The following is a 14702-nucleotide window of genomic DNA, read 5'->3' as shown; positions in this document are numbered from 1 at the left end:
TGTAGCGGGAAGAAAAGAAGAACAGGTCTGAATCAGACCTGTACAAGACAATCAGATGAAGCAGGCTTTATTCGGTAGCCTTGTAGAAGGCGTCGATCACGTCCTGGCCGATACGCGAAGCCATTTCCTTGTGCACGGGACGCAGCTGCTTGACCCATTCCTGACGCTCGGCATCGCTCAGTTGGTAGAACTGGGTCTTGCCGAACTCTTCCATGGCCTTCATGGAATCGTTGTTCTCTTGCTCTGCAATGTCGTTGGCGTAAACCGTGGCTTCTTCCATGGCTTTTTCCATGCCTTGGCGAATATCGTCAGGCAGACCTTCCCAGAACTTCTTGTTCACGATCACGGCATAACCCAGGTAACCGTGGTTGGACACGGTGGCGTGCTTTTGCACTTCGTGCATTTTCTGGGTGTACATGTTCGATGGCGGGTTCTCGGTGCCGTCGACCACACCTGTTTGCAGAGCCTGGTATACCTCGGAGAAGGCCATCACCTGAGGCACAGCGTCCAGTGCCTTGAACTGGGCTTCCAGAACCTTGGAGGACTGGATGCGCATCTTCAGACCCAGGAAATCATCCACGCTTTTCAGGGGCGTGTTGGCGCTCATGACCTTGAAGCCGTTATCCCAGTAGGACAGACCCTTGATGCCCTTGGGCTCCAGCTTGTCCAGCAGCATGCGGCCCACAGGACCTTCGGTCACCTTACGCAGGTCCTCACGGTTCTGAAAAATGAAAGGCAGGTCGAACACTTCAAATTCGCGTACGCCCAGAGGGCCAAACTTGGCCAGCGACGGAGCCAGCATGTGCACGGCGCCCAGTTGCAGGGCTTCCAGTTCTTCCTTGTCCTTGTAAAGCTGCGAGTTCGGGTAGACCTCGACAACCACCTTGCCCTCGGTGTACTTTTCGGCCAGTTCCTTAAAGCGCACGGCACCCTTGCCCTTAGGTGTATCTGGCGATACAACGTGGCTGAACTTGATGATCATGGGGTTAGCCAGAACAGGCGCGGACAAGAATACGGACGCCAGCAAGCTGGCCACAAGGGTCTTTTTCATGTTTGCCTCCGGTCGGTTAAGAGCCGACACGTTTTATTGATTGATGTGCTTGAAAGCGTGTAGCTTAAAAAAGCGGCCCCGAATTATCTATTGTGGAAATCCGAAACCTTTTGTCATGATGCGTCTTGCCCGTCCGTCCGGATTCATACGCCAAGCGGCCTCGCGCACTCTGGCGGCCTACCCGATCAGCACCTATGTGCCTATTTTGGCCATCCTGATTATTGTGCTGCTGATGGGCGTGTTTGCCTGGGCGGTCAATAAGGAACGGGATGAGGAGCAGTCCAACGAGCTGATACGCAATGCCTTGTGGGTGGAGCAATCCCTGTCCTTTCAGCTGCGCTCGCACGAGAACAATTTAAGCCGCATTGCCAGCGAAATTGAAGTCCAGTCCCAGCCCGTCACGACCCAGACCGCGCTGACGCAATTACAGCACTTCAAGACCATCCACCCGGATCTGCTGAAAGTGGCCGTGCAGGATCGATTTGGCACCACCTTGCTGGTGCGCCCGCCCGGTGCTGATACGCGGATTGCAGCCCACGTCAGCACGCCGCGCACGTCCACCTGGCTACCGGCCTATTACTCCAATGAACACCAGGAAAGCGTGCTGGATCTGGTGGTTCCCATTTACGAAGACAACGATATTGTCGGCACCTTGCGCGCCACCTTTTCGCTGGCCACCATCCTGATGGAAAACGTGCCCTGGTGGATTGCCGAGCAATATCACGTCTCCCTGATCGACCAAAGCGACCAGACGCTGGCCACACGCTCCAAAGGCGAGCCGGGCGAAAGCCAGTTGCGCTACGCCATGTCGGTAGACCCGCCCTTGCATGGTGTGCGTTTACTGATGACGCCTTACCCGCAAAAGAACATCCCCACCTTCACCTTGCTACTGACCGTGATTGCGGGCCTGGCCCTGCTGGCTGTGGTGAACCTGGCCATGCAACATCACTACGTCCGCAAGCGCCGTGAAGCCGAGCTGGCCCTGATGCAGGAGCAGGCCTTTCGCAGCGCAATCGAAAACTCCATGGTGACTGGCATGCGCGCCCGCGATCTGGACGGCAAGGTGCTGTATGTGAACCCGGCGTTTTGCGAACTGGTGGGCCGCAGCAGCGAAGAAATTATTGGTCTGGCCCCACCCATGCCCTGGTGGGTGCCGGAAATGATGGATGAAACACTGGAGCGTCGAGATCGACTGAAATCCTCCCGCTCGGTGCAAGTTTTTGACACCCTGTTCCAGCGCCCGGACGGCTCACGTGTCGATGTGCAGGTCTTTGAATCCCCGCTGATTGACGCGCAAAAACGGCACGTGGGCTGGATCAGTTCCATCATCGATATCAGCTCGCGCAAGCAGGCCGAAGCCCTGGCCAGTTCCCAATCCGAACAGCTACACCACACGGCCAAGCTCATTACCATGGGTGAAATGGCCTCCACACTGGCCCACGAGCTGAACCAGCCGCTCTCGGCCATTGCCAGCTATGCGGCTGGTTCCCTGAACCTGCTGGGTAATGAACCGCTGGACCCGAAACAGCTGCGTCGCGGTCTGGAAAGCCTGGCGGAACAAACCCGCCGCGCAGGGCAAATCATCCACCGCATTCACGACTTTGTGCGCAAGCGCGATCCGCAGCTTAGCCCTCTGAATTTGCCCGATGCCTTGCAAGGCGCCTTGGCCATGGCCAAGGCAGGTCTGCGCCATCACCAGATTCAATTGATTGTGCCCTCCCACCCTGAAAACCTGCCTGTAATGGGCGACAAGGTACTGCTGGAACAACTGATTTTCAACCTGCTGCGCAATGCCGCCGAAGCCATGTCGGGCCTGGAGCCAGAACGCCGGGTACTGGAAGTGACCATGCAAGCCAGCAATGGTGTCGTGCTGGTGATGGTGGCCGACCAGGGCCCCGGCGTGGCAGCAACGATCATGGCAGAAGTGTTCCAGGCCTTTACCACCACCAAAGCCCAAGGTCTGGGTATTGGCTTGAACATTTGCCGCTCCATCGTGGAGTTGCACCATGGCAAACTCTGGTTTGAAAACGGGGTTTCTCACGGTGCTACCTTCCTGTTTTCCCTACCCTTGATCGAACATGACTAAGCGCGCCCCTTTGGTCCACATCGTGGACGACGACCCGGCCATCCGCGATGCCCTGTCCTGGCTGTTCTCCACCCGGCAGGTCAATACCGAACTCTGGGAAAGCGGCGAGGCTTTTCTGAATGCCCTGAGCCCCGAAACGCAGGGCTGCATCCTGCTCGACATACGTATGGATGGTCTGTCCGGCCTGGAAGTGTTCGAGCAATTGCGCGAGCGCCAATCCCGTCTGCCCGTTATTTTCCTGACCGGCCACGGCGACCTGCCGCTGGCCGTGACCGCGCTGAAACAAGGCGCGGCGGATTTCATCGAAAAGCCCTTTAACGATAACGATCTGGTGGACCGGGTACTGGATGTGCTGCGCAGCTACGAGGCCAGTCAGGAAGAACGGGACAACGAGCAGGCACTGGAAGAGCGGCTGGACACCCTGTCGCAGCGCGAGCGCGAAGTGCTGGCCCTGGCCCTGGAGGGACGGCTGAACAAGCAGATTGCCCAGGACCTGAGCATCACCATGCGCACCGTGGAAGTGCACCGCGCTCGGGCACTTGAAAAAATGCAGGCTCGCACCCTGATCGAACTGGCCCGACTGCTGGACCCGGCCCGCTTGCGGGAAGACCGCAACCCGCCGGGGCCTTAGCCAGAGCCACCGCGCCGGGTGTATATAATGCAACCATAAACAATTAGAACCGCGCACTAGGCCCGGTCCCGGAGCGATCATGAGCACCACTACCGAAAACACAGATTTGCACCTTTCCCATCTGGATGAAGATGGAAAAGTTCAGATGGTCGATGTCAGCCACAAATCCGCCACCTCCCGCTCGGCCACGGCCCGCGCCGTGGTGCGTTTGAGTCCCGCTGCTTACCAATTGCTGTCCGCTCAGCACAATGCCAAGGGCGAAGTGCTGAACACCGCACGCGTGGCCGGTGTGCTGGCCGCCAAGCGCTGTGCCGAGCTGATTCCCATGTGCCACAGCCTGCCCCTGGATTTTGTCGGCATTGATTTTGAAAGCGACGCCGCAGCAGGCACCATTGCCGTGCTGGCCACCTGCCGCACCCGCTACACCACCGGCGTCGAGATGGAAGCCATGACGGCCTGCTCCATTGCCGCCCTGACCATTTACGATATGTGCAAAGCGGCCGACAAAGGCATTGTGATCGAACAGACCCGTTTGCTGGAGAAAACCGGCGGCAAAAGCGGAACCTGGACTGCCCAGCTCTAAGCCCTTTCACGGAGATAGCATGACAAGCCCTTTGACATTGCGCGTCCTGTACTTCGCCCAAGTGGCCGAACGCACAGGCCAGCGCCAGGAAAACTGGGAATGGCCCCAGGAAGGCACCGTTCAGCAATGGACCGAGGCCCTGCTGCAACGCCACCCGAATTTAAGCGATATGGCCGGCCGCCTGCATGTGGCCGTCAACCAGTTTCACGCCAAGCCTACCGACCCTGTCCGCCCCGGCGATGAAGTGGCTGTGTTCGAGCCCGTCACCGGAGGTTGAGATGGTTCGCATCCAGACTGAAGACTTTGATGTCGCGGCCCTGAACGCGGAGCTGCGCGCCACGGCTGGCGGCAAGGCCGGTGCCATGGTGACATTTACCGGCTATGTGCGCGATCAGGCCGATGGCACCGCCACCGAATCCCTGTTCCTGGAACACTACCCCGGCATGTGCGAGCGCGAGATTGAAGCGGTTTGCGACCAGGCCCGTCAACGCTGGCTCATACTGGATACGCTGGTCGTACACCGCGTGGGCGAGTTGCACCTGACCGAGCAGATTGTGTATGTTGGCGTCACCAGTGCCCACCGTGGCGACGCTTTTCGCGCCTGCGAATTCATCATGGACGTGCTGAAAACCCGCGCCCCTTTCTGGAAGCGCGAAACCCTGGCTGACGGCAAGCGTTTCTGGGTACAGCAGCGCGACAGCGACGCCCAGAAAACCGATTCCTGGAATACCTCTGCGGACACCGACAAGCATGTCTAAAGCCAAGACCGACCGCCCCGCCGCACGTTTGAACGCGGCTGTTCTGACGATTTCAGACCGCCGGGGCCCCGACGAGGACAGCTCGGGTGATTACCTGGCCGCCAGCTTGACGGAAAGCGGCCATTACTGTGTGCAGCGCGCCATCAGCAAGGACAATATTTACGCTATCCGTGCGCTCTTGAGCCAATGGATTGTGGATCCTGACATTCACGTCATCATCTGCAATGGCGGCACCGGCTTCAGCCACAAGAAATCCACGATTGCGGCCGTCACCCCCTTGCTGGATCAGGTCATTACCGGCTTTGGAGAACAATTCCGCTACTTGTCCTATCAGGACATTGGCTCCTCGGCGCTGCAGTCCGATGCGCTGGCAGGAACGGCCAACCGTACCTTGCTGTTCTGCATTCCCGGTTCGGGCGGCGCCTGCAAGCTGGCCTGGGAAAAGATCCTGAAAGAGCAGCTGGACAGCCGACATCGGCCCTGCAATTTTGCCTCGGAATATCTGGAGCCACCCGCCCCTTCAGCCCAGGCTTGACCCCACATGCAACGGTACAGAGCAGCTTGCACGCACGGTGACGACCACACGGCCATCACTCGCTCCAAACCAGAACCCAGTTTTATCGAGTTTCCCCAAACCTATGATCGAATTTGACGTAGCTCAGCAGCGACTGGCCCAGGCAGGGCAAGTCCCCACCCAAACCGAAACCTGCGACTTGTCGCAAGCTTTGGGACGCATTCTGGCCCAGGATATTCAAGCGCAATTGGACATGCCGCCCGCCGACAATAGCGCCATGGACGGCTATGCTCTGCGCCTGGCTGACATTGCCGACGGCAAGGTACTGCCCATTCAGCAGCGCTGCTATGCCGGCGATATTCCTGAAACGCTGAAAGAGAACATGGCGATCCGTATCTTTACCGGCAGCATGTTGCCACCCGGGGCGGATACCGTGGTTATTCAGGAAAACTGCCAGGAAGACGAAGCAGGTGTGCGCATTCTGGAAATGCCCGAGGCTGGTGTGAACATCCGCCGCCGAGGCGAGGACATGCGCATTGGTGAAGTGCTGATCACCACAGGCACCAAGCTGACGGCGGCCCATATTGCCCAACTGGCTGCGCAAGGCCACGCTCAGCTGCAGGTCTACCCGCTGCTGACCGTCGGTATTCTGACCACCGGCGACGAGCTGACCCCTGCCGGCCAGCCTTTGAAAGCCGGCCAGATCTACAACTCCAACGCCCCCATGCTGCGTGCACAACTGCAAGCGCTAGGGGTTGAAACAGTCCACGCGGTTCATGCCAAGGACACGCTGGAAGCCATTCAGGACGCCCTGAAAGAGCTGCTGCAACGCTGCGACCTAGTGCTGACCGTAGGCGGTGTCTCGGTCGGTGAAAAAGACTTTGTGAAACCTGCCATCGAAGGCATAGGCGGCCAGCTGGATCTGTGGAAAGTGCGCATGAAACCCGGCAAGCCGCTGGCGCTGGCCTACATTGATCAGAAACCACTGGTGTGCCTGCCCGGCAATCCGGTGTCGTCCTACGCCGTGTTCTCCTTGATGGTCTCTCCCCTGATTCGTCGTCTGCAAGGTCGCCAGCAAGTCCTGCCCACCACACGCTACGGCATCCTGCAGGGCGAGCGTCACTTTGAAGGTGACCGCGAAGAGTTCATTCGTGTTCAGGTAGATAACGACGAGCAGGGCCGCCTGCTGGTTCGCCCCTTCGATAATCAGGGTTCAGGCGTGATCAGCTCCTTGCCTTGGGCACAGGCGCTGGCCCGCCTCCCTGCCGATACCCACACTGCCCCCGGCGACGTTGTGCGTCTGTATGAATACAGCCAGTGGCAGGCATAAGTTCAGACACTGATCCAAGCTTTGGCCTTGCCATAAGAAACCGCCCTGATCAGGGCGGTTTTTTTTGCTTGAACGAACAGTTCCAGGCTCTTGCCCGCCTGCCCGGCAGCTTCATTTTTTGCTGCGACATCGTCACGTTTAATTACCTGTCATTGCCCCTCTGAGCGTTCAACGGCTCTTACCTATACTGGCCGGCTGCCTGTCGGTCAGCCATTCACTCTGGCTGTCACTGACTATCCCTTCTTATCAATGTCTCACCCCGGTAGCAGCCAATGAATAACACCTATCGCCTTATCTTTAATCGCCGTCTCGGACTTTGGCAGGTCGTCAGTGAATTGGCTAAAGGGCATGGGAAAGGCCGGGGCCAATCAAGCACGGTATCAGCAACATCCTCAGGTACAAGGCTGCCCATCCAGGAGCGTCAAGCAACATGGCTGCACCATACGCTCAGGGCAGCCCTGCTTGCCATGGCCCTGTCAGGTCAGGCACATGCCGATAGCTTCCACACGGGAGAGATCTTGTGGGACCGTCAAAACCTCTTTGTGGGCAAAACTGGCACGGGTGCTCAACGCATCGAAACCGTCAATTATGGTACCGCTTACCACGAGAGTCGCAGCGTCATCCTGGGCCATGAGATCAGCGGCATTGGCACTATCAGCGTCTCGGGGCTCAACTCCTCCTACCACATACAACCACCCGCCCCCCACCAGCCCACCGTACTAACCGTGGGCAACGCTGGAACGGGAGCAGTCAACCTGATGCAGTCAGGCGGCCTGAAAACTTACGGTAGCAAGATGATCCTGGGCGCCCAGTCCACAGGCCAGGGCACGCTCACTATCGGTGCCGCTCCCGGAGCGGAGCCCGTTGCCGCCGGTTACCTGGAGGCTGGCAGTGTTGAATTCGGATCGGGCAAGGGGACCGTCAACTTCAACACTTCCGATACCCATCTGTTTGCAAGCCCACTGGTGAGCCTGCCCGGCTCGGGACAGCATGACATCAATCAACTCGCCGGCGTTACCATCCTGACGGCTGACAGCCAGCACTACAAGGGCAAGACCACCGTCTCAGGCGGCACGCTGCTTATCAGAGGCACGCTAAGCGGTGATATGCAGGTAAACGGCGGCACCTTGCAGTTTGGAGATAAAACAGCGGGCCTTCATAACCTCGTCAACAGTGTGAGCGTTCAGGGCTCAGGAAGTACTCTGGCGATAGACTCATCGGCCCAGCTAAGCGTTGATCAGACCCTTGAGCTGGCGAGCAATACCATCCTGGACCTGGGTGTCGCGCAGTCGGGCCAATCCCTCTCTGCCAAACAGCTCAAGATCGGGCAAGGCGTCACACTTGAGCTGAACAATGTCGCCAATGTGGGCGAGAGCGTGCGCACTCTCATCCAGACCAGTGATGGCATTAACGGCGAGTTTTCAACCATCAATGTGGTGGATACCTCCCCCGACAAGGTGGATTACAAGACAGTACAAGTTACCAAGTCCGACGATAGCGCTCGCTTGCTGGCCGCCTCTATCCTTAGCTGGAATGCCAACACTACGGTGGCACATGGCACGTTCACCCTGGCCAAAGCTTCAGACAAATTTACGGTTTCCACAAACCTGAAAGACCAGTCTGGCAACAGCGCCACGAACTGGGACGGCCGCAGCTTGACCAAAGCCGGGCCAGGAACCCTGGTTCTCGCTGGTATCAATACGTATACCGGCGGCACCGTGCTGACAGGCGGGACCCTGGAGGTCGAGCGCGACGAAAATCTGGGTGCAGCCAGTGGCTCACTGTCTTTCAATCAAGCCACCTTGGCCACGACGGCCTCTTTTGACAGCAACCGAAAGGTCACACTCAATCAGGCTGGCGAATTCAACGTTGCCTCCAACACAACACTGGGCCTGAACAACACCATATCCGGTACAGGGGCGCTGACTAAAAGCGGAAATGGCATCCTCGTGCTGAACGCTCAAAACAGTTATGAGGGCGGCACGATCCTGAACGCTGGCACGGTGCAGGTTCAAAACGATGGCAACCTGGGAGGCAGCAGCACAACCCTCACTTTCCAAGGGGGTTCGCTGAAGACGACTGGCTCGTTTAACAGCATGCGGAGCATCACCCTTGCGAATGCAGGAAGAATAGACACGGCCACAAACACAAGTGTCAACTTGCAAGGCACCCTCTCCGGGCCTGGCGATCTGATCAAAGCGGGTGATGGCACGCTGCGCTTGAGCGGTAACGCCAACGCCTACGGTAATACTTATATTCGAGCGGGCACACTGATCGGCAACACCAGCTCCATTTCTGGCCAAGTCTCCAACCTGGGCAAGCTGGTCTTTGATCAAGTCGCCAATGGCCGCTTTGACCAGGTCATTTCCGGCTCGGGCTCGGTGCACAAACAAGGCACAGGCACCCTGGAGCTGAATGCAGTCAATCTTTACAGCGGCGACACAAGGGTTTCCGAAGGCACGCTGAGCATCAAACACAACAACAACCTGGGCAGTGCCACGTCCAAATTGATCATGGATGGCGGCACCTTGGCCACCCAACAAGATCTCCACCTGGGACGCTTGGTCCAATTGGATCAGGACAGCCAGTTCAATATTGCTTCTGGCGGTACTCTGCACCTGAACCAAATCGTCTCGGGCACCGGAGCCCTGATCCTGCAAGGTGCAGGCATCCTGGAGTTGAACGCGGCGAACAGCTATAGCGGCGGCACTGAATTGCAAGGCGGGCAACTGCATGTCGCCCGCGATGCCGCCTTGGGGAATGCCACAGGCGGACTCAAGCTGAACGGGGGCACGCTGGTCGCAACACAGACGTTTGATAGCTCACGCGATGTACAGCTGGCGCAAACAGGGCAAATCGAGGTGCGTGCCGACAAAAACCTGGGGCTGAACGGCGTACTCGCCGGCTCGGGCAGCTTGTCCAAGCTAGGCTCGGGCACACTGACCCTAAGCGGTGACAACAGCTTTAGCGGCGGTCTGAACCTGTTGGAAGGCACCGTGAGCATTGATCGCGACGCTAACCTGGGAGACGGCCAAGGGGGGCTGCTCTTTAACGGCGGCGTACTGGCCACAAGCGCCTCTTTTAACTCGGCTCGCGCAGCCGAGTTCAAGCAAGATGCACAGTGGAACATATCCGATCAGTCACAACTGCACTTGAGTGGCACACTCAGCGGCACAGGCGCCTTGCTGAAAACAGGCAATGGCACGCTACGTCTGAGCGGTCAAAACCAGTACCTGGGCGGCACAGCCATTCATGAGGGCACCCTGGAAGTGGCGCAAGACGCCAATCTAGGGGATGCCAGCGGCAGCATCCGCTTGCATGGTGGGACTTTGCACGCCACGAACTCCTTTACGAGCGCCCGCCAAATAGAGCTGGACCAACAAGAGACCATTACGGTCAGCTCGGGTGCCACCCTGGCTCTGACGGGCTCCATTGAGGGCACGGGTGCGCTCCATCAAAAGGGCGGCGGTACGATGGTGCTGAGTGGCGATAATAGCTATCAAGGCGGCACCACCTTGCATGAAGGACGACTAGTCGTCAGCCAGGACAGCAATTTAGGCTCCGGCGCACTGAGCTTTCAGGGCGGCGAACTCGCCAGCACAGCCTCTTTTGACATGAACCGCCAGATCACCCTGAGCCAAACCGCTAATCTGGATGTGGCAGACAACACCGTACTGGGGCTGAACGGAAAAATCAGTGGTAGCGGCAAGCTGGTTAAAGAAGGCGCGGGCACTCTCCGACTGTCCAACACTGCCAACCACTATGAAGGCGGCACAACACTGGCCGACGGTCGCCTGGAAGTGTCCCAGGACGCGAACCTGGGCGCCGCCAGCGGTGAGTTACGTTTTCAGGGCGGCACTCTGGTCGCCACGGACTCCTTCAGTACTGCTCGCGATATCGTCCTGCTGGATGCTGGAAAGTTTGAGATCAGCCAGGACAACTCGCTGGATCTGAACGGAACGGTATCAGGGGCGGCTGAGCTCATCAAAGACGGCATTGGAACACTGGCGCTGAGCGGTAACAATAACTACCAAGGCGACACCGTGCTCAAGCAAGGCACAGTACAAGTCGCTCGCGACGCCAACCTGGGGGATAGCAACAGCAAGCTGGTCTTCAAGGGTGGCACGCTGGCCACCACCGACTCCTTTAGCTCGGCTCGCGCGGCCAGCTTCCTGGAAGATGCAAGCTGGAAGGTAGCCGATGGCACCACGCTGAGCTTGAGCGGCACCTTAAGCGGCACCGGTGCCTTGAACAAGAGCGGTGCCGGCACCCTGGTACTGAGTGGGCAAAATAGCTACCAAGGTGGCACCCACGTCACTGATGGCACGGTGCAGGTCAGCCAAGACGCTAATTTGGGCGCTCTCCAGGGACAAGTCAGCCTGAAAAATGGCACCTTGGCGGTGACTGACTCTTTTGCCAGCACCCGTCAGATTGAGCTGGAACAAACCGGCACGATCGCCGTTAACGCCAACACCAGCCTGAGCCTGAACGGAGCCATCACGGGCACTGGCTCACTGGAAAAAACCGGCACAGGAACGATGATCTTGGCCGGCACCAATACCTATGTAGGCGGTACCGCCCTGCATGAAGGGCGAGTCGTCGTCAGCCAGGACAGCAATTTAGGCTCGGGCGCACTGGACTTCCAGGGCGGCACCTTAGCCACGACGGACTCTTTTGGCATGAGCCGCCAGATCACCCTGAGCCAAACCGCTCATCTGGATGTGGCGGACAACACCGAACTGGGCCTGAGCGGCCAAATCGGCGGGAGCGGCGATCTGATTAAAGAAGGCGCAGGTACTCTGCGCCTGTCCAACACCGCCAACCGCTATGGCGACACACAGATTCTGGCGGGCACTCTGATTGGCAATGCCAGTTCCCTGTCGGGCAATGTGCTCAACCAGGGTACGCTAGTATTCGAGCAAGCCTCGGCCGGACAATTCCAGAGCGAACTGTCGGGGGCTGGCTCTCTGCTCAAGACCGGCGCGGGAGCCCTGACGCTATCAGGTAACAATAGCGGCTATACCGGCCACAGCACGGTGTCCGAGGGCACGCTGACCGTACTGGGGCAGCTCGGTGGTTCGGCCAGCGTCAAGAACGGCACCCTGCAGTTTGGTAACGGCGTGAACGGAGCCGCCAGCCACCTGGTGGGTGACCTGAATATCGAAGGGGCAGACAGCACCTTATCCGTGCAAGGACCCGCTACCCTCCACGTGGACGGCACCGTCAATTTGCACGACAACACGGTATTGGACATTGCCGCTGGTCCCAACAGCCCCGCACTGGTAGCGGACAGCGTGATCCTGGGAGACCAGGTTGCCTTCACACTGGGTGGCATCAGTCACGAAGGCCAGCTGGACAAAGTGCTGGTGACTACACGTGACGGCATACAAGGCGACTTCGCCTCCATTCAGGTGGGCGGCTTCAATGGCACGGTGGACTATCTCAACCTGAACACACACAAGTCCGCTGACCAAACTCAACTACTGGCCAGCTATGGCCTGAGCTGGACCGCCAACAACAATCTGGCCCACGGCACCTTCACCTTGACCGATGCCAGTAATCGGTTCGTCGTCGGCACGGACTTGAAGGACCAGACAAGCAACAGCGCCACGGGCTGGGATGGCAGCAGCTTGCACAAGGCAGGCGCGGGCACCCTGGTGCTGAGCGGTCAGAACAGCTACACCGGCGGCACAACACTGGCCGACGGCCGCCTGGAAGTGTCCCAGGACGCGAACCTGGGCGCCGCCAGCGGTGAGTTACGTTTTCAGGGCGGCACTCTGGTCGCCACGGACTCCTTCAGTACTGCTCGCGATATCGCCCTGCTGGATGCAGGAAAGTTTGAGATCAGCCAGGACAACGCACTGGATCTGAACGGAACGGTATCAGGGGCGGCTGAACTCATCAAAGATGGCAATGGCACACTGACACTGAGCGGCAGCAATAGCTATCAAGGTGACACCGTGCTCAAGCAAGGCACAGTACAAGTCGCTCGCGACGCCAACCTGGGGGATAGCAGCAGCACACTGGTCTTCAAGGGCGGCACACTGGCCACCACCGACTCCTTTAGCTCGGCTCGCTCTGCCAGCTTCCTGGAAGATGCAAGCTGGCAGGTGGCCGATGGCACCACGCTGAGCTTGAGCGGCACCATAAGCGGCATCGGCGCCTTGAACAAGAGCGGTGCCGGCACCCTGGTACTGAGTGGGCAAAATAGCTACCAAGGTGGCACCCACGTCACTGATGGCACGGTGCAGGTCAGTCAAGACGCCAACTTGGGCGATCTCCAGGGACAAGTCAGCCTGAACAATGGCACCTTGGCAGTGACTGACTCTTTTGCCAGCGCTCGTCAGATTGAGCTGGAACAAACCGGCACGATCGCCGTTAACGCCAACACCAGCCTGAGCCTGAACGGAGCCATCACAGGCACCGGCTCACTGGAAAAAACCGGCACAGGGACGGTCGTCTTGGCGGGCACCAATACCTATGAAGGCGGTACCACCCTGCATGAAGGGCGCGTCGTCGTCAGCCAGGACAGCAATTTAGGCTCCGGTGCACTGAACTTCCAGGGCGGCACCTTAGCCACGACGGACTCTTTTGACAGCACACGCCAGATCACACTGAATCAAGCCGGCCATCTGGATGTGGCGGCCAACACGGTACTGGGCTTGAGCGGGCAAATCAGCGGGAGCGGCAATCTGATTAAAGAAGGCGAGGGTACTCTGCGCCTGTCCAACACCGCCAACCGCTATGGCGACACACAAATCCTGGCGGGCACCCTGATTGGCAATGCCAGTTCCCTGTCGGGCAATGTGCTCAACCAGGGTACGCTCGTATTCGAGCAGTCCTCGGCCGGACAATTCCAGGGCGAACTGTCGGGTGCAGGCTCTCTGCTCAAGACCGGCGCTGGCACCCTGGTGCTGAGTGGTCAGAACAGCTACACCGGCGGCACAACACTGGCCGACGGTCGCCTGGAAGTGTCTCAGGACGCGAACCTGGGTGCAGTCAGCAGTGAGTTACGTTTCCAGGGCGGCACCCTGGTCGCCACGGACTCCTTCAGTACTGCTCGTGATATCGCCCTGCTGGATGCAGGACAGTTTGAGATCAACGATGACAGCACGCTGGATCTGAACGGAACGGTATCAGGGACGGCTGAACTCATCAAAGACGGCAATGGCACACTGGCGCTGAGCGGCAACAATAGCTACCAAGGCGACACCGTGCTCAAGCAAGGTACGGTACAAGTCGCTCGCGATGCCAATCTGGGGGATAGCAGCAGCAAGCTGGTCTTCAAGGGCGGCACACTGGCCACCTCCGACTCCTTTAGCTCGGCTCGCGCGGCCAGCTTCCTGGTAGATGCAAGCTGGAAGGTTGCCGATAGCACCGCGCTGAATTTGAGCGGCACTTTAAGCGGCACCGGTGCCTTGAACAAGAGCGGTGCCGGCACCCTGGTACTGAGTGGGCAAAATAGCTACCAAGGCGGCACCAGTATCACTGATGGCACGGTGCAGGTCAGTCAAGACGCTAATTTGGGCGATATCCAGGGACAAGTCAGCCTGAACAATGGCACCCTGGCGGTGACTGACTCTTTCGCCAGCGCTCGTCAAATTGAGCTGGAACAAACCGGCACGATCGCCGTTAACGCCAACACCAGCCTGAGCCTGAACGGAGCCATCACGGGCATCGGCTCACTGGAAAAAACCGGCACAGGGACGGTCATCCTGGCGGGCACCAATACCTATGTAGGCGGTACCG

General features: G+C 58.7%; 9 protein-coding genes and 1 pseudogene. 9 read left to right on the top strand and 1 reads right to left on the bottom strand.

Annotation, left to right across the window (positions count from 1 at the left end):
* Positions 1-67 precede the first annotated feature (67 nt).
* Positions 68-1051, bottom strand: a complete 984-nt coding sequence (locus N879_RS15770; RefSeq protein WP_009463870.1) for a TRAP transporter substrate-binding protein — start codon at positions 1049-1051, stop codon at positions 68-70.
* 115 nt (positions 1052-1166) lie between these two features.
* Between N879_RS15770 and N879_RS15765 the strand changes: the two genes are divergently transcribed.
* The 9 genes and pseudogenes from N879_RS15765 to N879_RS20500 all read left to right on the top strand — a co-directional run.
* Entirely contained in the window at positions 1167-3137 is a 1971-nt protein-coding gene (locus tag N879_RS15765; protein ID WP_022983419.1) for a PAS domain S-box protein, read from the top strand.
* Positions 3130-3768: a response regulator transcription factor gene (locus tag N879_RS15760; protein ID WP_009463871.1), complete on the top strand. Its 639-nt coding sequence runs from the start codon at positions 3130-3132 to the stop codon at positions 3766-3768. The genes N879_RS15765 and N879_RS15760 overlap by 8 nt, the downstream gene beginning before the upstream one ends.
* Positions 3769-3847: 79 nt before the next feature.
* Entirely contained in the window at positions 3848-4351 is a 504-nt protein-coding gene (gene moaC / locus N879_RS15755; RefSeq protein WP_009463872.1) for a cyclic pyranopterin monophosphate synthase MoaC, read from the top strand.
* 19 nt (positions 4352-4370) lie between these two features.
* On the top strand, positions 4371-4628 hold the full coding sequence (gene moaD / locus N879_RS15750) for a molybdopterin converting factor subunit 1 (RefSeq protein WP_009463873.1): 258 nt from the start codon (positions 4371-4373) through the stop codon (positions 4626-4628).
* A gap of 1 nt (position 4629) precedes the next feature.
* A complete protein-coding gene (locus N879_RS15745) occupies positions 4630-5109 on the top strand; it encodes a molybdenum cofactor biosynthesis protein MoaE (protein WP_009463874.1) in 480 nt (159 codons plus the stop codon).
* Positions 5102-5644, top strand: a complete 543-nt coding sequence (moaB, locus tag N879_RS15740) for a molybdenum cofactor biosynthesis protein B (RefSeq protein WP_009463875.1) — start codon at positions 5102-5104, stop codon at positions 5642-5644. Before N879_RS15745 ends, moaB begins: the two co-directional genes overlap by 8 nt.
* A 103-nt stretch (positions 5645-5747) precedes the next feature.
* Positions 5748-6953 carry a molybdopterin molybdotransferase MoeA gene (locus tag N879_RS15735; RefSeq protein WP_009463876.1) on the top strand — a complete coding sequence of 402 codons (1206 nt, stop codon included), beginning with the start codon at positions 5748-5750 and terminating at the stop codon, positions 6951-6953.
* A gap of 272 nt (positions 6954-7225) precedes the next feature.
* Positions 7226-7345, top strand: a pseudogene (locus N879_RS20990) (ESPR domain-containing protein); the annotation flags it as partial.
* Positions 7346-7420: 75 nt separating this feature from the next.
* Positions 7421-14702, top strand: a 7282-nt coding sequence (locus tag N879_RS20500; protein ID WP_022983418.1) for an autotransporter-associated beta strand repeat-containing protein, incomplete at its 3' end; no start/stop codon positions are given.

The sequence above is a fragment of the Alcaligenes sp. EGD-AK7 genome, from assembly GCF_000465875.3.
Lineage (GTDB): Bacteria > Pseudomonadota > Gammaproteobacteria > Burkholderiales > Burkholderiaceae_B > Alcaligenes > Alcaligenes phenolicus.
The sequence above is the reverse complement of the archived record's forward strand: the minus strand, read 5'-3'. Positions and strand labels throughout refer to the sequence as shown.